General features: G+C 64.3%; 22 protein-coding genes and 1 pseudogene. 4 read left to right on the forward strand and 19 right to left on the reverse strand.

Annotation, left to right across the window (positions count from 1 at the left end):
* Positions 1-37: 37 nt before the first annotated feature.
* From RIU96_RS09325 to RIU96_RS09360, 8 genes and pseudogenes are all read right to left on the reverse strand, one after another.
* Positions 38-640 (reverse strand): annotated as a pseudogene (locus RIU96_RS09325) (type II toxin-antitoxin system HipA family toxin).
* Positions 637-1,056 carry a HipA N-terminal domain-containing protein gene (locus RIU96_RS09330; RefSeq protein ID WP_311204892.1) on the reverse strand — a complete coding sequence of 140 codons (420 nt, stop codon included), beginning with the start codon at positions 1,054-1,056 and terminating at the stop codon, positions 637-639. Before RIU96_RS09330 ends, RIU96_RS09325 begins: the two are co-directional and overlap by 4 nt.
* A 149-nt stretch (positions 1,057-1,205) precedes the next feature.
* Positions 1,206-1,421: a type II toxin-antitoxin system RelB family anti-toxin gene (locus RIU96_RS09335; RefSeq protein ID WP_311204893.1), complete on the reverse strand. Its 216-nt coding sequence runs from the start codon at positions 1,419-1,421 to the stop codon at positions 1,206-1,208.
* A gap of 102 nt (positions 1,422-1,523) precedes the next feature.
* Positions 1,524-2,156, reverse strand: a complete 633-nt coding sequence (locus tag RIU96_RS09340) for an Rv2732c family membrane protein (protein WP_311204894.1) — start codon at positions 2,154-2,156, stop codon at positions 1,524-1,526.
* 31 nt (positions 2,157-2,187) lie between these two features.
* Positions 2,188-3,741 (reverse strand): tRNA (N6-isopentenyl adenosine(37)-C2)-methylthiotransferase MiaB, encoded by a 1,554-nt coding sequence (miaB, locus tag RIU96_RS09345; RefSeq protein WP_396136757.1) that lies wholly within the window; start codon positions 3,739-3,741, stop codon positions 2,188-2,190.
* Positions 3,742-3,923: 182 nt separating this feature from the next.
* Positions 3,924-4,505, reverse strand: a complete 582-nt coding sequence (recX, locus tag RIU96_RS09350) for a recombination regulator RecX (protein WP_311204896.1) — start codon at positions 4,503-4,505, stop codon at positions 3,924-3,926.
* A gap of 5 nt (positions 4,506-4,510) precedes the next feature.
* Positions 4,511-5,662, reverse strand: a complete 1,152-nt coding sequence (gene recA, locus RIU96_RS09355; RefSeq protein WP_136651646.1) for a recombinase RecA — start codon at positions 5,660-5,662, stop codon at positions 4,511-4,513.
* Between the two features lie 207 nt (positions 5,663-5,869).
* Positions 5,870-6,085, reverse strand: a complete 216-nt coding sequence (locus RIU96_RS09360; RefSeq protein ID WP_006840118.1) for a DUF3046 domain-containing protein — start codon at positions 6,083-6,085, stop codon at positions 5,870-5,872.
* 77 nt (positions 6,086-6,162) lie between these two features.
* Here RIU96_RS09360 and RIU96_RS09365 point away from each other — a divergent pair, with 77 nt between their 5' ends.
* Genes RIU96_RS09365 through RIU96_RS09375 form a run of 3 tightly spaced genes read left to right on the forward strand, consistent with a single transcriptional unit; the run spans position 6,163 to position 8,085 of the window.
* Positions 6,163-6,780 carry a biotin transporter BioY gene (locus RIU96_RS09365; RefSeq protein WP_136651645.1) on the forward strand — a complete coding sequence of 206 codons (618 nt, stop codon included), beginning with the start codon at positions 6,163-6,165 and terminating at the stop codon, positions 6,778-6,780.
* 3 nt (positions 6,781-6,783) lie between these two features.
* Positions 6,784-7,467, forward strand: coding sequence for an energy-coupling factor ABC transporter ATP-binding protein (locus RIU96_RS09370; RefSeq protein ID WP_311204897.1), 684 nt, complete (start codon positions 6,784-6,786; stop codon positions 7,465-7,467).
* A 3-nt stretch (positions 7,468-7,470) separates the two neighbouring features.
* Positions 7,471-8,085 carry an energy-coupling factor transporter transmembrane component T family protein gene (locus RIU96_RS09375; RefSeq protein WP_259821993.1) on the forward strand — a complete coding sequence of 205 codons (615 nt, stop codon included), beginning with the start codon at positions 7,471-7,473 and terminating at the stop codon, positions 8,083-8,085.
* A 9-nt stretch (positions 8,086-8,094) separates the two neighbouring features.
* On the opposite strand, the gene RIU96_RS09380 is transcribed toward RIU96_RS09375, so the two are convergent.
* The 11 genes from RIU96_RS09380 to dapB all read right to left on the reverse strand — a co-directional run bounded on the left by RIU96_RS09380 (position 8,095) and on the right by dapB (position 20,324).
* Positions 8,095-8,943, reverse strand: a complete 849-nt coding sequence (locus tag RIU96_RS09380) for a PspA/IM30 family protein (protein WP_136651642.1) — start codon at positions 8,941-8,943, stop codon at positions 8,095-8,097.
* A 104-nt stretch (positions 8,944-9,047) separates the two neighbouring features.
* Positions 9,048-9,419: a helix-turn-helix domain-containing protein gene (locus RIU96_RS09385; protein ID WP_136651641.1), complete on the reverse strand. Its 372-nt coding sequence runs from the start codon at positions 9,417-9,419 to the stop codon at positions 9,048-9,050.
* Between the two features lie 23 nt (positions 9,420-9,442).
* The gene (locus RIU96_RS09390) at positions 9,443-9,994 is read right to left on the reverse strand and encodes a CinA family protein (RefSeq protein WP_311204898.1); all 552 of its coding nucleotides are present in this window, start codon (positions 9,992-9,994) and stop codon (positions 9,443-9,445) included.
* Positions 9,987-10,529, reverse strand: coding sequence for a CDP-diacylglycerol--glycerol-3-phosphate 3-phosphatidyltransferase (gene pgsA / locus RIU96_RS09395; RefSeq protein WP_311204899.1), 543 nt, complete (start codon positions 10,527-10,529; stop codon positions 9,987-9,989). Before pgsA ends, RIU96_RS09390 begins: the two co-directional genes overlap by 8 nt.
* Positions 10,530-10,543: 14 nt before the next feature.
* Positions 10,544-11,716, reverse strand: coding sequence for a TerC family protein (locus RIU96_RS09400; protein WP_136651678.1), 1,173 nt, complete (start codon positions 11,714-11,716; stop codon positions 10,544-10,546).
* A gap of 184 nt (positions 11,717-11,900) precedes the next feature.
* Complete coding sequence (locus tag RIU96_RS09405) at positions 11,901-14,897, reverse strand: DNA translocase FtsK (protein ID WP_311204900.1); 2,997 nt, start codon at positions 14,895-14,897, stop codon at positions 11,901-11,903.
* An 87-nt stretch (positions 14,898-14,984) separates the two neighbouring features.
* Entirely contained in the window at positions 14,985-15,611 is a 627-nt protein-coding gene (locus RIU96_RS09410; protein WP_246062664.1) for a TIGR03085 family metal-binding protein, read from the reverse strand.
* A 67-nt stretch (positions 15,612-15,678) separates the two neighbouring features.
* Positions 15,679-17,823: a ribonuclease J gene (locus RIU96_RS09415; protein WP_311204901.1), complete on the reverse strand. Its 2,145-nt coding sequence runs from the start codon at positions 17,821-17,823 to the stop codon at positions 15,679-15,681.
* 2 nt (positions 17,824-17,825) lie between these two features.
* Positions 17,826-18,734 carry a 4-hydroxy-tetrahydrodipicolinate synthase gene (gene dapA / locus RIU96_RS09420; protein WP_220184831.1) on the reverse strand — a complete coding sequence of 303 codons (909 nt, stop codon included), beginning with the start codon at positions 18,732-18,734 and terminating at the stop codon, positions 17,826-17,828.
* Between the two features lie 86 nt (positions 18,735-18,820).
* The gene (gene thyX, locus RIU96_RS09425) at positions 18,821-19,573 is read right to left on the reverse strand and encodes an FAD-dependent thymidylate synthase (RefSeq protein ID WP_136651635.1); all 753 of its coding nucleotides are present in this window, start codon (positions 19,571-19,573) and stop codon (positions 18,821-18,823) included.
* A gap of 4 nt (positions 19,574-19,577) precedes the next feature.
* A complete protein-coding gene (gene dapB, locus RIU96_RS09430; RefSeq protein ID WP_311204902.1) occupies positions 19,578-20,324 on the reverse strand; it encodes a 4-hydroxy-tetrahydrodipicolinate reductase in 747 nt (248 codons plus the stop codon).
* Between the two features lie 172 nt (positions 20,325-20,496).
* On the opposite strand from dapB, the gene RIU96_RS09435 reads away from it, so the two are divergent.
* A complete protein-coding gene (locus tag RIU96_RS09435) occupies positions 20,497-21,162 on the forward strand; it encodes an AMIN-like domain-containing (lipo)protein (protein ID WP_144689088.1) in 666 nt (221 codons plus the stop codon).
* Positions 21,163-21,204: the final 42 nt, after the last annotated feature.

Genomic DNA, 21,204 nt, shown 5'->3' on the forward strand with positions numbered 1-21,204 from the left:
GGATGCTCTGGGCGTGGGTCAGCAGGTAGCCGTCTGCCTATCCCTCGATCTTGAAACGACGGTTGCGCAATTCTCGCTCTGCCCCGGTGAGCGGGGACCCCGAAAACGGCAAGGTGCCCAGATCAACCGCGGAGGCGATTCGCAAGGCCTGCTCGATCGCACTGTCAGCAACTGCCTGAGGCAAACCGATGGAGTCAGCGAATTCTAACCAATGGCGTCGGGACAACCCCTTAACCTTCCCGGCAACAGGCAGCGCCATCGTCATGTCGCGGTAAAGCGCCATGCACGGGATATCGTAAATCAGTGCGATGTTCCACCTGCCCTGCAGATCACGCAGAATCGAAATATTCTTCGCATGCAGGTCACCGTTGCCGGACAACCACGCGAAGAGGAATCACAGGTAGAGGTTTCGCGCTGCCACTAACGGTGATCAACAGCGCTGGGCGAGTGCATTGACCGCTGTCTCTGCTTCCACATTGTATTTTCGCGCAAGCAACACCCCCAGCACTTGCGCGCTGTCCTCCATGGCAAGCCTGACCGAGGAATCCCCGGTGCCCACCCTGTCGAACCTGGTCACCCACAGCCCCAGAACCCCGTGTTTATCAGTTACCGTGCGAGCCTGAGCGACGGGAATCTTCAACGCCTGTGTGTGTGTCTGAGGTGCAGTTCCTCGTTTTCCACCAGGTGCGGATGCCCTGGCGGATCAATCTTGAGGATTGCCTGCTCGCTACTGCTCGACACCGGCATGTTCACCATCGAAGCGGACGCTTTACGCTGCACTCCCGGAATAGCATGCGAATCGACAGCTCCGGTAACCTCCCGGAAGTCCACGTCCTCCACGGCAGATGTGATTAATGCCTCCGGATCTCGAGGTGCGTCACCGTGCGGTACCACCTGAACATCACCGGGAACATCCTGGCCAACGGCGAGTAGCAGGGTCAATTCGTCATCAAGCGAGGTCTTAGCCCTGTGCTGCAAGACGGTCAAGCGGTGCCCTTCCGGAAGTAGCCCAGCGAAGAAGGCGGGCAACCCAGCGCCTCGAAGCGACGCACCCAATGGAAGGGTGAAGGCAATTGGCTCCCCCTAATACGACGGGAGGTAATTGAATCGAACTTCACCCGTTTCCATACGCTCGAGCTTTCCCGCGAGCGTGCCCGACTTGTAAATGTCAGCCTGTTTAACAAATCTGAGCTGGTCAAGGGGCTTCATCGCCTCACCTCTAAATCCAGGCCAAGCGTGCCCAGCACTCTCACGACGGTGCCAATGCTGGGACTTGCGCTGCCTGCCTCGATGTCGCGTAAGGTGCGGTCCGAGATACCGGCCAGCTCCGCCAGCTGCTGCTGCGTCAGCATGTACTCTTTGCGCATAGCGCGAATCTCTCTGCCGATGCGGGAAGGGACGTCGGAATCGGGCGCTGTCATTTCGGCAAAATCCTTCCGATTAAGGCGAATGTGAGGGCAATTCTACCCCATATACGCGAAATCGGCAATATGCTTCCGATTCCCTGAGTGGGGCGACGCTTCTTAGCCTTCCCGGTTCTTCTTGTGGCGCTCGGCTGCGCGGGCGCGGCGGTCGTCGACAAGCAAGGGGTTCTCGCGCGACGCGGTCTCGCGGGTGGCGGCCCGCTGCGCCAGGGCGACCTCGTCTCGGCCCTCCAGCGCACCGCGGCGCTCGGCGATCTCGGACTGGGTTTCGCTGCGCCGCAGCACGACCGGGATGTAGGCGAACACGGCGATCCCGACGGCAACAATCGCCAGGTAGATCCCCGGACCGTGGTAGAAGCCCTGGTCGAACGCGGAACTGGTCCGGCGCAGCCAGATCGCGAGGATGGAGATGAGAAACGACACTGTGGTAAACATCCACCCCGCGGCGGCGAGGGGGAATCGCCTGGTGGCAAGCACCAGCGACGTCAGCACCACGAGGCCGATAAACGACAGAACCGTAAACGCGTATTCCGTCAGCTTCGCCTGCACCGCGTCCGCCGCGTCGGTGAAGGTGAGGATCTGCCAGCCGGCCACGTTGCCGGCGAACGGCAGGAATAGTGCGATGACGTAGAGCACCACCGCCGCGATGAGCGCCCAACGCGTCGCGACGAGGTCCACGCGGGACGCGGCGGCGCGCTCCTCGCGCGCGAGCTGGTCTGACGGATCCTGCACGTGCCCTCCTCAATCGAACTTTCGATTGACTTTAGCAGCAGCCGCTGTTTGCCGGGGCCGCACCGGGCTTGCCAATCGAAGGCAACCCCAGCCCGACCCCGATCGGTGCGGTCGTGGGAACATCGCCCACCGCGGAATTGTCCCCGGCCTTCGTGCGACGATGCTTGACGACGCCCGAATCAGCAATCAGGTAGTGCGGCTTCGCATCCGTCACGGCGACGTGCACAACATCACCCGGGCGCACCTCCTGGTCAATCTCACCCCGCGGGGTGAAGTGCACCAGGCGCCCGTCCCGCGCCCGGCCCGACATGCGCTGGGTGGAGTCGTTCTTCTTGCCTCCGCCCGCCTGGACCAGCAGCTCCACCTCGGTGCCGATGAGCTTGGCGTTCTCCTCCGCGCTGATGCGCTCCTGCAGCGCCACGAGGCGCTCGAATCGCTCTTGGACAACGCCCTTCGGCAGCTGGTCGGCCATCTCCGCCGCAGGCGTTCCTGGCCGAGGGGAGTATTGGAAGGTAAACGCCGAAGTAAACCGGGCCTTCTCCACCACGTCGAGCGTGTCCTGGAAGTCCTCTTCGGTCTCGCCGGGGAAGCCGACGATGATGTCGGTGGTGATCGCCGCGTGGGGCAGCTTGTCGCGCACCTCATCCAAGATGGCGAGGAACTTCTTCGAACGGTAGGACCGGCGCATATCCTTGAGCACCTTGTCCGAGCCGGACTGCAATGGCATGTGCAGTTGCGGGCACACGTTGGGAGTCTCCGCCATTGCATCAATCACGTCTGAGGTGAACTCCGCCGGATGCGGCGAGGTAAAACGCACTCTTTCGAGCCCCTCGATGTCCCCGCAGGCACGCAGCAGCTTGGAAAACGCGGAACGATCCCGCTCAAGGGATGCGTCGACGAAGTTGACCCCGTAGGCGTTAACGTTCTGGCCGAGCAGGGTCACCTCGGAGACCCCCTGATCCACGAGGGCCTTGACCTCGGCGAGGATGTCTCCGGGGCGACGGTCGAGCTCCTTGCCGCGCAGCGAGGGAACGATACAAAACGTGCAGGTGTTGTTGCAGCCCACCGAGATGGAAACCCAGCCCGCGTAAGAGCTTTCCCGCTTCGCCGGCAGCACCGAGGGGAAGACCTCGAGTGCTTCCACCACCTCGACCTGGGCTTCCTCGCTGACGCGCGCGCGGTCGAGCAGCGCTGGGAGCGCCGACATGTTGTGGGTGCCGAAGACGGCGTCCACCCACGGCGCCTTCTCTATCACCGTGTCGCGGTCTTTCTGCGCCAGGCACCCGCCGACGGCGATCTGCATCCCCGGGTGGTTGTCCTTGGTCTTCTTCAGCTGACCGAGCGAGCCGTAGAGGCGCTGGTCCGCGTTGTCACGCACGGCGCAGGTGTTGAAAACCACCAGGTCGGGCTCGGCCCCCTCGTCGGCCGCGGTGTATCCCGCGTCCTCGAGCATCCCGGAGATGCGCTCGGAGTCGTGCACGTTCATCTGGCAGCCGAAGGTGCGCACCTCGTAGGTGCGTGCGGCATCGGGGTTCAGCGAAGTTGTCACGGCTAGCGAGTCTATCGCCGCTGAACGGACAGACATAACCGCCGAGGATCTCAGCGGGTTTAATGAGCGACATTCTCGCCATCCGCGCGCTCAGGTCGTCCCTCACTCCCGCGACACCGGCGGTCTTTTGGTGGATGGCACCATGCCCCCGATTGACTGTGGCCAGTCACCCTCAGCCGTTAGAGGTGCAGTGCCATTGGCTGGCCTGCGCAGCTGGGTCACTCGCACTCGGCAATCCGTGCGTCGAGCACGTCGCGGCCCAGCCGCAGGCTCAGCGCGGAGCTGTAGCCGCGACGCGCCATCACCCCAACAATCCGGCGCAGGTGCTTGTCGTACTCCGCGCGATCGGATGGCGCTGCCTTGACTTCGCGGGCCTTCTTCTCCGCGACAGCTCGGGCGGCGGCTTCCTCGTCCTCGGCGGTGATCTGGGACAGCGCCTCCTGGCGTACCGGCTCAGCAACCCCCTTGTCCAGCAGCTCCATGTCGAGCGCACGAACCGACTTTCCCCTTCGCTGGGAGCGCTGGCGGACCCACTCGCGGGCAAAAACCGCGTCATTGATCAGCCCCGAGTTCTCCAGTGAGTCGAGAACCCGCTCGACGAGCTCTGGGTCGAACTCCGCGGAGATGAGGCGCGAACGCAGCTCGGATTTTGACCGGGCGCGCTGGTCGAGCAAACGCAAAGCTCGCGTGCGCACAGGCGCCAGAGCCTGCTCCTCTTCGCGGTCGAACAGCGTGCCCGGCTGGAAGTGTTCGAGGGCGGCCTTGAGCTGGGCAACCTTGTGCGGATCAGGGTCGGCCATTGTGCTTAACCCTCGTTAGGCACCAGGTTGCTATCGGAGGCGCCCAGCGGCTCGTTGGCATCGTCGTCGTCGAAGTCGATGTTGGGGACCATGTCCACCGGGTCATCGGTCAACGCGTCAGCGTCAACCCCCGCGTAGGCGCCGACGCCGAGCTTCTGGAAGATCTTGTCCTCGATCTCGTTCGCCAAATCGACGTTGTCCTTGAGGAACAAACGGGCCTTCTCCTTGCCCTGGCCCAGCTGGTCGCCCTCGTAAGTGAACCAGGAACCGGACTTTTTCACGATGCCGTTGTCGACGCCCATGTCGATGATGGAGGATTCGCGCGAAATGCCCTCGCCGTACATGATGTCGAATTCGGCGATCTTGAACGGCGGCGACACCTTGTTCTTGACCACTTTGAGCCTGGTGCGGTTGCCGATGGAATCCTGGCCGTCTTTGAGGGTCTGGATGCGACGGACGTCGCAACGCACGGAGGCGTAGAACTTCAGGGCCTTGCCGCCGGTGGTGGTCTCGGGTGAGCCGAACATCACGCCGATCTTCTCGCGCAGCTGGTTAATAAAGATCGCGGTGGTTCCGGAGTTGTAGAGCGCTCCGGTCATCTTGCGCAGCGCCTGAGACATCAGACGGGCCTGGAGGCCGACGTGGGAGTCGCCCATTTCGCCTTCGATTTCGGCCTTCGGCGTCAGCGCGGCGACCGAGTCAATGACGATGATGTCGATAGCGCCCGACCGCACCAGCATGTCAGCGATTTCCAGCGCCTGCTCGCCCGTGTCGGGCTGGGAGACTAAGAGGTTGTCGGTATCCACGCCGAGTTTGCGGGCGTAGTCGGGGTCCAGGGCGTGCTCGGCGTCAATAAACGCGGCAATTCCGCCGGCGCGCTGGGCGGAGGCAATCGCGTGCAGCGCAACGGTGGTCTTACCGGAGGACTCGGGCCCGTAAATCTCCACGACTCGCCCCCGCGGGAACCCGCCGATGCCGAGCGCAACGTCGATCGCGGTGTTGCCGGAGGAAATGACCTGGATCGGGGGGCGATTTTCATCCCCGAGGCGCATGACCGCGCCCTTGCCGAAGTCCTTCTCAATCATCGCCAGCGCGGCGTCGAGCGCGTTTTGGCGATCCCCGCCCGCTGCCGCGGTCGTCTTCTTTTTCGCTGCCATGTCAGTCACTCCCTTTAACCAAGAATTTTTTTAAGTAATCCACGCCGCGTGAGTACGGGTGGTGTCATCCTCTTAGACTCCCGCAGGCGGCCATCTGGTTCCCTTCGGTCCCAGATGAGACTGGCCCTAACGTAGCGCAGTGCCTCGACACGTCGAAGCCTACACGCAAGCATGTTCGAACGCGAGCGACGCGCCGCGAAACGCGTGTCAGAATCCCGGGCGGTCTCTTCCCAGTTGCCGGTCTTCCGGCACGTCGTAGGCGCGGCACAACCCCTCCCACGCTAAACGGGGGTCGATTCCGCTTTCGATCATCTCGTTCGCGGTCTGGTTGTACGGCGACAGGACTTGTGAGTCCATCACCCACCCCGCGTTCGCGGGGCCGAACTCGTCTTCCACCAGCTGCTGGAATTCGGTCAAGCGCATGGGTCCAATCTACACTCCGGCGCTTTTCGGACCCCGAAACGCACCGCACTGAACGGTGTTCAAGTAAGGTTTCTGCCATGTCGAAAACATCACCAACTCCCCCGGCTTCAGCCGAGGCCACACAGGCATCGAACACCACCGCCGACGTAGCCTTCGTCGCGGTGTTCACCGCGCTCGTGATCGTGCTGGGGTTCGTCGCCATCCCCGCTGGCGCCCTGGGGGTGCCCATCGTGATCCAGAACACCGCGCTCGTTCTCGCGGCGCTGGTCCTCGGGGCCAGGCGCGGGTTTTTCGTCGCCGGTTTGTTCCTCCTGATCGGTTTTCTCCTGCCGGTTCTCGCCGGTGGGCGCACCACCTACTATGCCCTGAGTTCAGCCACGGTTGGCTACGTCATCAGCTACCTCATCGCGGTCCCCGTCGCCGGCGCCATCGCAGAGCGCGTCATCGGCCGCTCCCGACCCGTCAAGGTGGCGCTGTTTATCCTCGCCGGCTACCTCGGTCTGGGCCTTCAGTACCTGTTCGGCTCCATCGGCATGGTGGTGCGCGCGGGGCTCGACTTCCCCGCCGCACTGGCAGCGCAGCTGCCTTTCATCCCCACCGACGTGCTTGAGATGGCCGTCATGGTCGCCATCGCCATCGGCGTGCACACCGCGTTTCCTCAGCTTTTGCGCGGTAGCGCGAGCCCAGCGCGTTAACCCATGCCTGTTATCCGCTTTGAAGGCGCCAGCGTGAGCTACGAGGGCACCGTCGTCCTTCATCCGACCACCCTCGAGCTCACCGAACACCGCATCGGCATCATCGGCTCCAACGGCTCGGGCAAGTCCACCCTCGTGCGGCTGATCAATGGCCTGATTACCCCCTCCACCGGCACCGTGTATGTCGACGCCCTCAACCCCGTCACCGATGGCAAGCTCGTGCGCCGCCGGGTCGGATTCGTCTTCTCGGACGCCGAGTCGCAGATCGTCATGCCGCGCGTCGCCGAAGACGTCGCGTTTTCCGTGCGCCGCTTCAAGCTCCCGCGCGACGAGGTGTCGCGCCGCGTCGATCAGGCGCTCATACGCTTTGGTCTCGGCGAAAAGCGCGACAATTCACCGCACACCCTCTCCGGGGGCGAAAAGCAGCTGCTCGCGCTGACCGCCGTGCTGGTGATCGAGCCGGAGCTCGTCATCGCCGACGAGCCAACCACCCTGCTTGACGCGCGCAACCGCCGCCGCATTATCGGTGAGATAGCGGCGCTGGAGCAGCAGGTCATCGTGGTCACCCACGATCTTGACATGCTCGCGGGCTTCGATCGCGTCCTCTGCCTCGACGAGGGGCGCGTGCTTTTCGACGGCCCCCCGCACGACGCCGTCGCTTTTTACAACGAGCTTCTCGGGGAGTAAGCGATGCTCACGTACGTCCCGTTGAGCGTCTACATCAGCGGAAATTCGCTTCTCCACCGCACCCCACCAACGGCCAAACTGGTAGCCCTGCTCATCTTCGTGGTGTCAATCACGGCGCTGCCGAGCCAGCCGTGGCACACCGTCGCCGTCCTGGCCGGCATCACCGCGCTGTACGTTATCGCACGGATCCCCTTTGGCACGGCGATGCGGCAGCTAGCCCCCGTCGTGCCGCTGATTGCCCTGCTCGGGTTGTACCTGTGGTGGCAAAACGGCCCCGCCCAGGCGCTCACGACGGCGTTCGGGCTCGTCGCCACGCTCGCGGCCGCGAACCTGCTCACCCTCACAACAACGCTCGAAGAGCTCATGAACGGGCTCGAGCGCAGCCTCGCGCCCCTGCGTCGTTTCGGTGTGCCGGTGGACACCATAAGCCTTGCCGTCTCCGTCACGATCCGGCTGATCCCGCTGATGGCCAACACGGTCAATGAGGTCTTGGACGCGCGAAAGGCCCGCGGAGCGGGCCTTTCGTTGACGGCGTTTGGTACACCGGTGGTGATTCGCAGCATCCGCCGCGCTCAAAGCATCGGCGAGGCGCTCATGGCGCGCGGTGCTGGGGATTAACCGAACGCTTTAGTGCTCGCCGCGCAGCTCACGCATGCGGGCCTGCACGGCGTCGTTGGACACGTCGCTGCCTGCATCTGCTGCCTGCGGTGCGGAGTTCACTTCGCTAGACTCGATCGCCGGCTTCTGGCTGTTGGTCAGTTCACCGGCCATTTGCGCGCGGATCTGCTCGAGGCGGCCGTGGCCGGCCATCTGGATGCCGGCCTGCTCGACCTCGGCCATGCGGCCCTGGATGGAGTTCTGCGCCAACTCGGCCTGGCCCAGGGCGTTGGCGTAGCGACGTTCAATCTTGTCGCGCACCTGATCCAAGTTCGGGGTGCCGGTGGTGATCGCGTTCATCGAGGACATGGTCTCGGCGACCTTCTCCTGCATCTTCGCCTGCTCGAGCTGGGACAGAAGCTTGGAGCGCTCTGCGACCTGCTGCTGCAGCTGCGCGGAGTTGCGCTCAACGGCCTGCTTCGCCTGCGCCGCCTGCTGCAGGGCCTGGTCGTGGAGCTGCTTGGTGTCTTCGATGCTCTGCTCGGCCGTGACCAGCTGGGCGGCGAACGCCTCGGCGGCGTTTTCGTATTCCTGCGCCTTCTGCGCGTCGCCTTCGCCACGGGCCTTGTCCGCCAGCTGGAGTGCCTGGCGGGTGTTGGCCTGGAGCTTCTCCACCTCTTCGAGGCGGCGGTTGAGCTGCATCTCCAGCTGGCGCTGGTTGCCGATGACGGCTGCGGCCTGCTGAGACAGGGCCTGGTGCTGGCGCTGCGCCTGGCTAATTGCTTGCTCGATCTGGATCTTCGGGTCTGCGTTCTCCTCGATCTTGTTGTCGAACAGAGCCATCAGGTAGTTCCAGAACTTGGAAAACGGGTTAGCCATCGCGGCGCCTTACCTTTCGTTGATGTTTAAAAGTGTCTTTGTTCTGCAGTGCTGCGTAACCGTTGAACCATCGTAGTCGCAAACGCAGCCACGCGAAGGCTCAACTAGATTTCAGCGGCCGCGGGCGCGCTCGCCTCAAGCTCGTCGGTAATCGACTTCAGCGACAGGTTCGCCACCGCCTCGAGCAGCACCTCGGCCACCGTCGTATCGAGGGCCTCGCATATCGACGCCAGGAGCTCCGACGACACCTCCTTGCGGCCGCGCTCAAGCTCGGAAATGTAGCCCGACGACACGCGTGCCTTTGCGGCGAGTGTGCGCAGCGAGACGTTCTTGTCCGCGCGGAAGGCGCGCAGGGACATGCCCAGTGCCTCGCGTAACAGGGGCTCGCGCACCGCTTCGCGCTCAACGGGTCGCTCGAGGGGGCGCTTGAGCTGCGCGACCTCGAAGTTATCGAGAAGAAGAGTTGTCGTTGCCATCGAATGTACTAACGGTTAACCAATCAGTTTTGTTCCCGCACGCCCGCAAGGGCTCCGCTAAGCGCCGCCTGCACCGCGGCTTGGCGGATTTCCTCGCGCCCGCCCGCCAGCACCCGCACCGGCTCCGTCGCTGACGGCAGCAGCGCGTAGCGCCCGGCCGCGGAGTCGACGAGCTGCGCCGCGGGCGAGGACGCCGTCCACCGAGGGCCAGACAGCCCGACCCACACCTCGCCGACGGGGTGGCCGTCTTGAGTATCGGGCCCGGCTACGCCGGTGACCGCAACGGCCCAGTCGGACTGGCACACCCGCCGCGTTCCGCGGGCCATCTCACGGGCGGTAACGGGTGAGACCGCGCCGTGGGTGGAAAGGACCTCCTCGGGCACGCCGGCGAGCGAGCGCTTCAGGTCGGTGGCGTAGACGACGAGTCCGCCGCGCAGCACGTCGGAGGCGCCTGGAACGGTCGCGAGCGTTGCGGCGACCAGGCCTGCGGTCAGGGACTCGCAGAAGCTGATGGTCTGGTTGCGGGTGCGCAGAGCGTCGATAAGCTCGCGCGCGATAGTTGTGGAGTTATCCACTGTTTACCTTCCTCGAATCCACGATGTACTGGATGCCCGTGATCACGGTGACGGCCGTGGCGACCAGCATGACGATGAACGTCGGGACGTCCATCCAGCTCGGCAGCGGGCACAGGTACAGCGCCACACCGAGGGTCTGAAGAACGGTCTTGAGCTTGCCGCCTTTCGACGCCGGGACGACGTTGCCACGGCGCAGCATGAACATCCGCCACACCGTGATGCCGAGCTCACGGACCACGATGAGCACCGTGATCCACACCGGCAAGGTGGATGCGATGTTGAGTGTGACCAGCGCGGTGATCATCAGCGCCTTGTCGGCAATCGGGTCGGCGATCTTGCCGAAGTCGGTGACAAGGCCGCGGGCACGCGCGATGTCACCGTCGAGCTTGTCCGTGGCCATTAGCACCACGAACAAGCCGAACGCCCACCACCAGCGCTCCGAGAGAACGAGCCACGCGAACACGGGCACAAACACGATGCGTGCCGACGTCAACACGTTGGGCAGGTTCCAATTGGATTGCTGTGGCCGGGTCACGACAACCGCCCTTTCTATTTCTCGCCCCCGCGCGAGACGTCGAGGTGATCCGTCTCGCGCGAACCGGTTGCTGTGTGATCGCCGCGGCCAGAGGTGGCGGGATCGTCAATCCACTCGAGGTGGTTGCCATGGTTGTCCACCTTGCGGCGGTTGCCGTGGTCGTCGTAGTCAATGTGCCACTTCGGCCCGTCCGGGTCAACGCGGCCAGCGGCAATGTCCATGCGGTTCTTCACCAGGGACGCCACGACGGTCACAGTAAGCACGCCGATGATCACGGACAGGGAGGTAAAGGTCCCGATCTCCGGCACCATCACGTTCTCGCCGCCGTTGACAAACGGCAGGTTGTTCTCGTGCAAGGCGTGCAGCAGCAGCTTGACACCGATAAAACCAAGGATGATGGCCAGGCCGTACGACAGGTAGACAAGGCGGTCCAGAAGACCGTCGAGCAGGAAGTACATCTGACGCAGGCCAAGCAATGCGAACGCGTTGGTCGTGAACACGATGAACGGCTCAGAGGTGATGCCGTAGATCGCGGGGATGGAGTCAAGCGCGAACATGATGTCGACGAAACCAATCGCCAGAAGCGCCACGAACAGCGGCGTCAGTGCCTTCTTGCCTGCCTGGGTGACGGAGACAAGCTTGTCGCCGTGGTACGACTTGGTCACCGGGAAAACGCGGCGCAGCGTCTTCACAATGAACATGTCGTTCGGGTCGGTTTCTTCCTGGTCGGTCGCCTCGTCGTACGCCAGCTTGATCGCGGTCCAGATGAGGAAGATCGCAAACAGGTAGAACACGTCCGACCACGCGGCAATCACGGCCGCGCCAAGCAGGATGAAGATCAGGCGCATGACCAGCGCGATCGCGATGCCCAGCAGCAACACCTTCTGCTGGTACTTGCGCGGGATTTTGAACGCGCCCATGATCAGCGCGAAGACGAACAGGTTGTCAACGCTCAACGCCTTTTCCGTGACGTAGCCGGTGTAGTACTGCGCGGCGTGCTCGCCGTCCCACAGCCACCAGATCACGCCGCCGAAAAGCAGAGCGATGGTGACGTAGAACGCGGTCCAGAATCCCGATTCTTTCAGTGACGGTTCGTGCGCATCTTTGACGTGTCCAAAAAAGTCAAAAATGAAGAAGCCCACGATGACGGCCGAGGTGATCAGCCATACTGATGTGGGCACACCCATGTGTTCCATAAATACCTCCGGTCAGAAAATCCTTACAAAAGTGACCGGAGGTCTCCCCCACCCACGGTGGGCCGCCCCGACCGGGGCCTTCCTGAAGAAGCAAGGCGCCGTGTTGACGATCGAAAGCGATTGCGGGGTACTCCCCTCCAATGCCCCTATGAGCTTACACCAAGCAATAAAACGGCTAGAACGCTCCGCCCGTTGGGTTGTAGGTGGCGTTGACCACACGGGGCTCGCCGGGGGTGGTGGCATCGGAGGGGGCGTCGTCAAGCGAAGGCTCGTCGGTGGGCGCCTCCGCAGGATCGGCCCCCTTGATCATCCACAGGATCGTCTCCAGCTCCTCCGGCTTGACCAGCACCTCGCGGGCCTTCGAGCCTTCCGACGGGCCGACCACGCCGCGCGTTTCCATCAGATCCATGAGGCGCCCGGCCTTGGCGAAGCCAATGCGCAGCTTGCGCTGCAGCATCGAGGTCGAGCCGAGCTGGGAGGTGACCACGAGCTCGACGGCCTCGAGCAGGTCGTCGAGGTCCTTGCCGATGTCGTCGTCGATCACCTTCGCCTCGGCCTGCTTATCCTCGGTCACGCCCTCGACGTACGACGGTGAGTCCTGCGACTTCGCGGCCTCGACGACGGCCTGGATCTCCTCGTCGGTGACGTAGGCGCCCTGCAGGCGCTGCGGCTTGCCCGCGCCCTGCGGGATGAACAGCCCGTCGCCCATGCCGATGAGCTTCTCAGCGCCGGCCTGGTCGAGGATGACGCGCGAGTCGGTCAACGAGGAGGTGGCGAACGCGAGGCGCGAGGGCACGTTGGTCTTGATCAGGCCAGTGACCACGTCCACGGACGGGCGCTGGGTGGCCAGCACGAGGTGGATGCCCGCCGCGCGCGCCTTCTGTGTGATGCGCACGATCGACTCCTCGATCTCCTTCGGCGCGGTCATCATCAAGTCGGCGAGCTCGTCGACCACGCAGATGATGAACGGGTACGGGCGCATCTCGCGCTCCGAACCGGGAGGAGCGGTCAGCTCGCCCGAGCGCACCTTCCGGTTGAAGTCCTTGATGTGGCGCACGCGCGAGGACTTCATGTCCATGTAGCGCTGCTCCATCTCCTCCACCAGCCACTGCAGCGCGGCGGCCGCCTTCTTCGGCTGGGTGATAATCGGCGTGATCAGGTGCGGGATGCCCTCGTACGGGGTCAGCTCCACCATCTTCGGGTCCACCAGGATTAACCGCACCTCCTCCGGGGTGGCGCGGGTGAGCAGCGAGATCAACAGGGAGTTCACGAACGCCGACTTACCCGAGCCGGTGGAACCGGCGACGAGCAGGTGCGGCATCTTCTGCACGCTGGAGGCGATGAAATCGCCTTCGATGTCCTTGCCCAGGCCGATGAGCATGGGGTCGCGATCCGCCGTGACCTTCGGCGCGTCGAGCACGTCGCGCAGCCTGACCATCTCGCGGTCGAGGTTGGGCACCTCGATGCCGACGAGCGACTTGCCGGGGATCGGGGTGAGCAGGCGCACGTTGTCCGTTGCCGCGGCGTAGGCGAGGTTGGACTGCAGGTTGGTGATCTTGGACACCTTCACGCCGGGGCCGAGCTCGACCTCGTAGCGCGTCACTGTCGGCCCGCGGGAGAACCCCGTGACCTGCGCGTCAACGCGGAACTCCTCGAAGACATCCGTGATCGCTTCGATCATCCGGTCGTTGGCTTCCGTGCGCGTCTTCGGCGCCGTGCCCGCGATCAGCAGGTCCGTCGAGGGCAGCACGTAGTCCGACTCGTCGAAAGGCACGCGCGGAGTCGGCGCCGGCGCGGCCGGCGCTTCGGCCTTCTCCACCTCGGACTTCGGCGTCGAGGCTGGCACGGCGGCGGCGTCAATGCCGGAGCGCGCAACGATCGCAGCGCGCATCGCCTCGCGGGACTGCGAGATCGCATCCGCTGCGCTGTCGTCCTCGGGCTCCGGCTCAGGCTGGGTGCGCGGCAGCACGCGGGTGGAGGTCGACCCGGCTTCATCCGCCGGCTCCGGCGCGGGTGCGATGTCCTCGGCGTCGGCGCTCGGCTCAATCGGCTCGCTCGGCTCGTCGAAGAGGTTCTCGTCCAACCGGACGCGGCGCGGCATGACTCGCGTGGACTCGTCCGCCGGGTAGTTATCCAGCGGGGTGCGACGACGCGGCCGCTTCACCACGTCGGTGGGTGTGGCTGCGCGGGCGCGCCTGCGCTCGCGGCCCTCGGCGATGTCCTCGAGGTCCTCATCAACGTGGCTGTAGGGGTCCTTGTCGTCAGCGCCATCGTTGTCACCGGACGAGGAGAGCCCGCCCTTCGCCGAGGAAATGGTCTCCTTCAGCAGGTCAACCGCCTGGCGCACGGTCACGCCGGTGGTCTTGAGCGCGCCGTAAACGATCACCAGGATCAGCAGGGGCACGGCGACGAAGGAAGAAAACCCCGCCGAGAGCGTCCCGCCGAGGAGCGCGCCCACTGCCCCGCCGGCGACGCGGCGGCCCTCCCAATCCTGTGGGTTGCCGGCAAAGACGTGCACGAGGCCGAGCATGGCCAGCGTGATGATGCCGATGCCGAGACCGACCCGAGCGCGAACCGCCGAGTCGGAGCGCGTGTCCAGCATCAGCGCGACCGCGACGGCTACCAGCGCCACGGGCAGGATCAGCGCGCCCGCGCCGATTACCCAGTGCACACCCTGGGCGATGAGGCGCCCGACCGGGCCCGCGATGTCGAACCACACCGAAGCACCAATGACGGCGGACAGCCCGATGAGCACGAGCCCCCACGCGTCGGCGTGGTTGCCGCCCCGTGTGTTCTGCACCGTGTCGTGCTCGCCTTTCTCCTCGTCGCGTTCGGTTTTCTTCGCTTTACGACGCCGTGTCACCGGCTCGTCAGCCGCCTCCTCGTCGAAAAAAGGATCGGTCGAATCGTCGTTATCCTCGCTGCGGCGCAGGCCCGTCGTCAGCTTCCCAAACACCGAACCAACACCACGCGCCGCCGCCCCCAGCGAGCTGCCGACAACCTTGTACGCAGAGCCGACCCGCTCGTCGGTGGTTTCCGCCGCGAGCATCGTCGAGGTCGAGGGGTGGGTCAGCGACGCGGCATAGCTTGTCGACGTCCGCGTGCTGCGCTCCCGTCCCCGAGGGCCGGTCTGCGAGCGCGCGGAGGTGCGAGGCGAGTTCGTCACAGACATGTAAGTAACAGTAGTACCGTTTGTCACTCTTTCCACATTTGCCACACCGGCCGCGGCCGAGAAAAATGCGCCAGAGGAGGTAAAGTTTTAGGACTTTACTTGCAGCGCGGCGATCTTCTCCTCATCGCCCTCGAAGTCGATCTCGACCACGTCGCGCCCCATGATCCACAGCAGCAATTCACCCGGTTCGCCCTTGGCGCGGATCACATCGTCACCACGCTCGGCGACCTTGCGCCCGCCTCCGACGGTCACCGGCGGCAGCGTCGGGGGCGTCAAGATGATCGGGGTATCCGACGAGCGCATCGTCAGCTTCGCGAACCGCTGCGCCAGCCCCATCAGCGTGCGGTCGACCCCCGCACTAAAGTCGCGCGGCCGAGCCACCCCGTCGCCGCGGCGCACGTCCTCGTGGTGGACGAAGTTCTCCGCAGTGTTCATCATCCCATCGATCGGGGCGAGCAACTTTGGCGGGCCCGCAGCCCAGTCGCGCACAACGTCCTCGTAGGGACGCTGTTCCTGCTGCTTGGTCTCCTTCTCCAAGACCGGCTTCAGCGCTCCGATGAAGTTGCCACCGGCCTTATGCAGCTTGTTCTCTCGGATGTAGAGGTGGATGGCGAGGTCGCGGGTGTTCCAGCCCTCGCACAGCGTGGGGGCATCGGGGCCGAGGTCGAGGAAAAGGTTCGCGAGACGGTCGCGTTCTTGCTTCGCAAATGACATAGGCCCCAGCATAGCGCTGGGACCTACCTTGTGTTTTGCGCCTGTGGCGGCGCGCTAGCGTTTCGCCTTAAAGCGACTCGCGCGCGGCGTCGACATCGGCGTCGTCAAAGGGGACGTTGTCGGCCGCCATCGGCACCACCGTCGGCAGGATGACAGGCTCGCGCTTGTACTTCTGCTCGATCGCCTTCGACACGTGGCGACGCAGCTGCTGCACCATGCGGTACGGGTCATTCTCACCCTGCGCAGCCAGGTCGTTCATGACCGTTTCGACGCCCTCGGCGACCTTCTTGTTGAAGTCGCGGTCATCGTCGGAGAAGCCGGTCGTCGACACGCGAGGCGTCTCCAAGAGACGGCCCGTGCGGTCGTCGATGACGCAGGTGATCGACACAACGCCGCCGGAGGCGAGGCTGGTGCGATCGGCCAGCACGTCCGGGTCCACATCGCCCATGGTCTCGCCGTCGACGTAGAGCTGGCCGACCTGGTACTGTCCGACGACGTTGATCTTGCCGCCGACCATGTCCACCACGACACCGTTCTGTGCAAGGGCCGTGTTCTCCGGCTTCACGCCGGTGGAGATTGCCAGCTCCTTGTTGGCGCGCATGTGGCGCCACTCGCCGTGCACCGGCATCGCACCCTTCGGGCGCGCCGCATTGTACAGGAACAAAAGCTCGCCGGCATAGCCGTGGCCCGAGGCGTGGACGTGCGCGTCGTCGTTGGTGATCACCGTCGCGCCGATCTGCGCGAGGTTGTTGATCACCGCAAAGACGGCTTCCTCGTTGCCCGGGATGAGCGAGGACGACAGGATGATCAGGTCGCCGTCGCGCACCGTGATCTGGCGGTGCTCGCGTCGCGACATACGCGACAGCGCCGCCATGGGCTCGCCCTGGGTACCGGTGGTGATGAGCACGACCTTGTGCGGGGCCATCTTTGCGGCCTCCTCGATCGGGATGATCGTGCCGCGCGGGGCGCGCAGCAGGCTCATCTTCTCCGCGATCTCCATGTTGCGAATCATCGAGCGGCCGTTGAAGGCCACCTTGCGGCCGTTCGCGACCGCGGCGTTGACCGCCATCTGCACGCGCGCCACATTGGAGGCGAACGAGGAGATGATCACGCGCTGCTTCGCGCCCTGAACCAGGCGGGTGAGGTTTTCCTCAATGCCCTTCTCCGAGGAGGAAATTCCCGGCACCGTGGCGTTGGTGGAATCGCACATAAACAGGTCGATGCCCTCGTCGCCAAAGCGCGACAGCGCGGGCAGGTCGGTGGGCTGACCGTCGTACGGGGTCTGATCGAGCTTGATGTCGCCCGTCATCACCACGTGGCCCGCGCCCGTCTTGATGGACACGCCCAGGCACTCCGGAATGGAGTGGCCGACGTGCCAGAAGCGGATGCGGAACGGGCCAAGGTTGAGCTCGGAATCCTTGGTCACCTCGTTGAGCTTCGGACGCTGGCGGTGCTCCTTCGTCTTCGCCGCGATCAGCGCGTTGGTGAAGCGCGAGGAGTAGATCGGAATGTCGGGGCGCAGCTTGAGCAGCCACGGGATCGCACCGATGTGGTCTTCGTGACCGTGGGTGACAATCAGTGCCTCGATCTTGTCCAGCTTATTCTCGATGGGACCGAAGTCCGGCAGGACCAGGTCGACGCCCGGTTCACCGGAGTTCGGGAACAGCACGCCGCAGTCGACGACGAGCAGGCGGCCGTTGTACTCGAACACGGTCATGTTGCGCCCGATCTCGGAGATGCCACCGAGAGCGTAGATGCGCAGACCGTTGTTCGGTGCCTGCGGCGGGGTGGGAAGGCGTTTAGTCAGATCCGCGCCCTGCATGCCCTTCATCGGGTTGCGACGGTTTTGGCCACCCTCATTTCCGCCGTTGCCACCGCGGTTGTTGCCGCCGTTGGAACCACGTCCACGGCCGCGGCGGCGGTTGCGGCCGCCATTGTTGTTGCCGTTGTTGCCGTTGTTGCCGTTGTCACCGTGGTTGTTGTTGCCGCCACGGTTGTTGTTACCGTTGCCGCCGCGGTTGTTGCCGTTGTTGTTATTGCCGTCGCCGGAATCCTTCGAGCGGTCACGGTTGTCGTTGCCGTCCTGCTGTGCGGAAGCCTCGGGTGCTGCAGGGGCCTGCTCCGGCGCCTGGAACACCGGCTTCTGATCGGCCGGCTCTGGGGGCCCAGCCTTGCGGGTCACCTTGCGGGCGCGATTGCGGGGTTCGTTCATACTTAGAGGACTCCAGCCTTTTCCATATCTTCGCGGAGAGCCTCCATCTGCGCCTCGGTCGCTGCGACCACGGGCAGACGGGGTTCCCCGACGTTAATGCCCTGAAGTTGCAGGGCTGCCTTTGCAAATGTCACACCACCGAGAATTGCCTGCTGGCGAGCCAGCACGTCGATGGTATTGGCGTTGATTTCCCGCGTACGGGCGAGGTCGCCTTCCTCGAAGCTTGTAATTAGTTCGCGCAACAACTGCGGAGCGGCATGTCCCACCACCGAGATAACGCCAGTGGCTCCAACGGACAGCCAGGGCACGTTGAGCGGATCGTCGCCAGAATACCAGGCTAGGCCGGTCTCCTGAATTAACGGGGCCGCCTGGAAGAAATCGCCCTTCGCGTCCTTGAGGCCCTTAATCGTCGGCAGCTTGGCCAACTCGCGGATCGTCTCCCCCTCGATCGGGATGCCGGAGCGGCCCGGGATGTCGTACAGGCAGATCGGCAGGTCGGTCGCCTCGGCGACAGCGGTGAAGTGCGCGATCAGTCCAGCCTGAGACGGCTTGGAGTAGTACGGCGTGACCACCAGCAGCGCATCCGCACCGGCCTGCGCCGAGAGCGTCGCCAGCTGAATGGACTTGCGCGTGTTGTAGGAACCCGCGCCGGCGATCAGCCGGGCGCGGTCGCCGACCTCCTCCTTCACTGCCTTGAGCAGCGCGATCTTCTCCTCCGGGGTGGTCGTCGGCGACTCCCCCGTCGTTCCTGCGAGTACTAGTGAATCGATTCCATTGTCTACGAGGTGGGCAGCCAACTTTCGTCCCGCGTCCAAGTCGAGCTCACCGCTGGAATCAAACGGCGTGACCATGGCGACGCTGACGGTGCCGAAAATGTCCGCACCGGTATTAGCTTTGTTTGTAATGCCCATGGCAATACAGGTTACCCGTTGAGCTCGCGCACTGTGTTAACAGCACGCGTCAACAGCACGCGTCAACATAACCGCGGCGCCGGACCCTAGGACACGTACGGGCTAGTGGCCATCTTCGTCCCATCGGTCAGTTCGCTGACCATGAAGTCGTCGAAGAGCGTGGGCGCATGCTCGCGCAGAATCTCCAGGCAGGTCACGGCGAGCATCCTGATCTCGCCGTCGGCGTGTTCGGAGGCGCGCGCCGCGATGAACTGGCGCCACGCCCGGTAGTTGCCGGTGACCACGAAGCGGGTCTCCGTCGCGTTCGGCAAAATCGCGCGGGCGGCCTGGCGCGCCTTCTTGCGTCGCAGCAGCGAGTTCGGCTCCCCCTCCAGGTTCTCCTCGAGCGATTTCAGCAGCTCGTCGTAAATAAAGCGCGTCTCGTCGGCCGCGCGGACGAACATCCGGTGCAACTCTTCGTCCTGCGCGATCAGGGCGGGAACGACGACCTCGCTTTCGTCCTCATGCACGAAACGCTGGCTGAGCTGCGAGAAGGAGAAGTTGCGGTGGCGCAACAGCTCGTTGCCCGCCGCGCGTGAGAGCCCGCGGATGTACATCGTCGCGGTGGCGTGCTCGAGCAGCGCGTCGTGGCCCACGTCGATGATGTGGTGCAGGTATGCACTGTTGGTCGCGGTGTGGGGGTTGGGGCGGTCGAAGGTTTCGTAACAGGCGCGGCCCGCGAACTCCACGATCGCCTCGGCGTCGCTTACACCCTCATCGGGAACCCAGTCCACCCCATCGGGCACGGCGAAGCGGCTCGCGGCGATGAGCTGGACGTCCAGATCTTTCTCTAACGCCATGGGGTTACAACCCCAGGTACTTGTCTAGCCCCACGGTCAGACCCGGGTGCTCGGCGACCTGGCGCACGCCCGTGAGCACGCCCGGGACGAAGGAGTCGCGGCCGTAGGAGTCCTGCCGGATGACCAGCGACTGGTCCTGGGTGCCGAAGATGACCTCCTCATGCGCAACCATGCCGGTCATGCGCACGGCGTGGACCTTCACGCCGTCGACGCCGGCCCCGCGTGCGCCGTCGAGGCTCTGTTCGGTGGCGTCCGGCACGGGGTCCATGCCTGCTTCTCGACGAGCCTGGGCAATGCCTTGGGCCGTCTTAATCGCGGTGCCGGAAGGGGCGTCCAGCTTGTGCGGGTGGTGGTACTCCACCACCTCGGCCGACTCGAAGAACGGCGCTGCCTGGCGGGCGAACGCCATGGTCAGCACAGCCGAGATAGCGAAGTTGGGGGCGATGAGAACGCCCACGTTCTCGTTTGCTTGCAGCCATTGGCGCACCTGCTCGTAGCGCTCGTCGTCAAAGCCCGTGGTGCCGACGACGCAGTGGATGCCGTGCTTGATGCAGAACTCCAGGTTGCTCATGACCGTGGACGGGGTGGTGAAATCGACGATGACCTCCGCACCCTTCTCCGTCAGCAGCGACAGGCTGTCGTCCTGATCAATCTCCGCGACGAGCTCAATGTCCTCGGTGGCCTTGACACCCGCGATGACCGCCGAGCCGACGCGCCCCTTCGCTCCAAGAACTCCAACTTTGATGGCCATGTGCGACTCCTTATATCTCTTTACAACTCAGTTCTGCGTTTGGGTGCCACTTTATCCCCACGGCGTGGAGCGCGGTGAGAGGTGGTTGCGATCCGGGCGCTCAGGGTCACGATTCGTTCACGATCCCGCCCAGATGTCTCACCAGCTCCTGTGAACAGGTTATGTTTGAGTTATGAAACTCACGTCGCGCTACTTTGTTCCTGTCACTCTCGTAACAGCTTTAGCGCTCGGGTCCTGCACAGGGGCACCTGAGAACAACGCCGCCGACCAGGCCCCGAGCGCCACGACAACGGCGGCGACGACAGCCACCACAACGATGACCTCAGTCTCCCCCACCACGACCACCAGCACGGTCATCCCCACCGCCCAGGCACTGTCGGCCGTGGAGGAGACCACGTCGATGGGCCCGTTCGGCACCGACCGCGTCCAGGCCTACCCCGCCCCCGGGACCGAGCTAGTCATCTCCGACGTCCGCGTCGGCTCCCACGACGACTTCGACCGCGTCGTCTTCGAGTTCTCCGGCACCGGCACCCCGGGCTACGTTGCCGGGTACACGCCCGAGCCTCTGCAGCAGGCCTCCGGCTACCCCATCGAGGTCAACGGCCAGGCCTACCTTGAGGTGATGATCCAGGGAACCCCGATGGCGATGCTGAGCCCCAACGACGCCCTGATCGAGACCGGGCCGATGGATCTGGCCGCCGGCAACATCCAGGGTGTCACCCACGGCGGCGTTTTCGAGGCCGACACCCAGTACATCGTGGGCCTGGACAAGCAGCGCCCCTTCAACCTCTACGTGCTGGAGAACCCGGCACGCGTGGTCGTCGACTTCCAGAAGTAAAAACACATCCGCCCCGGCCTTTTGTAAGTGCCGGGGCGGATC

This window comes from Corynebacterium sp. Z-1 (assembly GCF_031844665.1).
Lineage (GTDB): Bacteria > Actinomycetota > Actinomycetes > Mycobacteriales > Mycobacteriaceae > Corynebacterium > Corynebacterium sanguinis.

Excerpts from the sequence above, each read along its gene's own strand:
- dapA (WP_220184831.1), bottom strand. The coding sequence starts at position 18,734 with ATGGGCATTACAAACAAAGCTAATACCGGTGCGGACATTTTCGGCACC.
- RIU96_RS09435 (WP_144689088.1), top strand. The coding sequence starts at position 20,497 with ATGAAACTCACGTCGCGCTACTTTGTTCCTGTCACTCTCGTAACAGCT.
- dapB (WP_311204902.1), bottom strand. The coding sequence starts at position 20,324 with ATGGCCATCAAAGTTGGAGTTCTTGGAGCGAAGGGGCGCGTCGGCTCG.
- RIU96_RS09380 (WP_136651642.1), bottom strand. The coding sequence starts at position 8,943 with ATGGCTAACCCGTTTTCCAAGTTCTGGAACTACCTGATGGCTCTGTTC.
- RIU96_RS09415 (WP_311204901.1), bottom strand. The coding sequence starts at position 17,823 with ATGAACGAACCCCGCAATCGCGCCCGCAAGGTGACCCGCAAGGCTGGG.
- recA (WP_136651646.1), bottom strand. The coding sequence starts at position 5,662 with ATGGCAGCGAAAAAGAAGACGACCGCGGCAGCGGGCGGGGATCGCCAA.
- thyX (WP_136651635.1), bottom strand. The coding sequence starts at position 19,573 with ATGGCGTTAGAGAAAGATCTGGACGTCCAGCTCATCGCCGCGAGCCGC.
- RIU96_RS09400 (WP_136651678.1), bottom strand. The coding sequence starts at position 11,716 with ATGGGTGTGCCCACATCAGTATGGCTGATCACCTCGGCCGTCATCGTG.
- RIU96_RS09375 (WP_259821993.1), top strand. The coding sequence starts at position 7,471 with ATGCTCACGTACGTCCCGTTGAGCGTCTACATCAGCGGAAATTCGCTT.
- recX (WP_311204896.1), bottom strand. The coding sequence starts at position 4,505 with ATGGCCGACCCTGATCCGCACAAGGTTGCCCAGCTCAAGGCCGCCCTC.
- RIU96_RS09335 (WP_311204893.1), bottom strand. The coding sequence starts at position 1,421 with ATGACAGCGCCCGATTCCGACGTCCCTTCCCGCATCGGCAGAGAGATT.
- RIU96_RS09405 (WP_311204900.1), bottom strand. The coding sequence starts at position 14,897 with ATGTCTGTGACGAACTCGCCTCGCACCTCCGCGCGCTCGCAGACCGGC.
- RIU96_RS09385 (WP_136651641.1), bottom strand. The coding sequence starts at position 9,419 with ATGGCAACGACAACTCTTCTTCTCGATAACTTCGAGGTCGCGCAGCTC.
- miaB (WP_396136757.1), bottom strand. The coding sequence starts at position 3,741 with ATGTCTGTCCGTTCAGCGGCGATAGACTCGCTAGCCGTGACAACTTCG.
- RIU96_RS09370 (WP_311204897.1), top strand. The coding sequence starts at position 6,784 with ATGCCTGTTATCCGCTTTGAAGGCGCCAGCGTGAGCTACGAGGGCACC.
- RIU96_RS09410 (WP_246062664.1), bottom strand. The coding sequence starts at position 15,611 with ATGTCATTTGCGAAGCAAGAACGCGACCGTCTCGCGAACCTTTTCCTC.
- RIU96_RS09365 (WP_136651645.1), top strand. The coding sequence starts at position 6,163 with ATGTCGAAAACATCACCAACTCCCCCGGCTTCAGCCGAGGCCACACAG.
- RIU96_RS09360 (WP_006840118.1), bottom strand. The coding sequence starts at position 6,085 with ATGCGCTTGACCGAATTCCAGCAGCTGGTGGAAGACGAGTTCGGCCCC.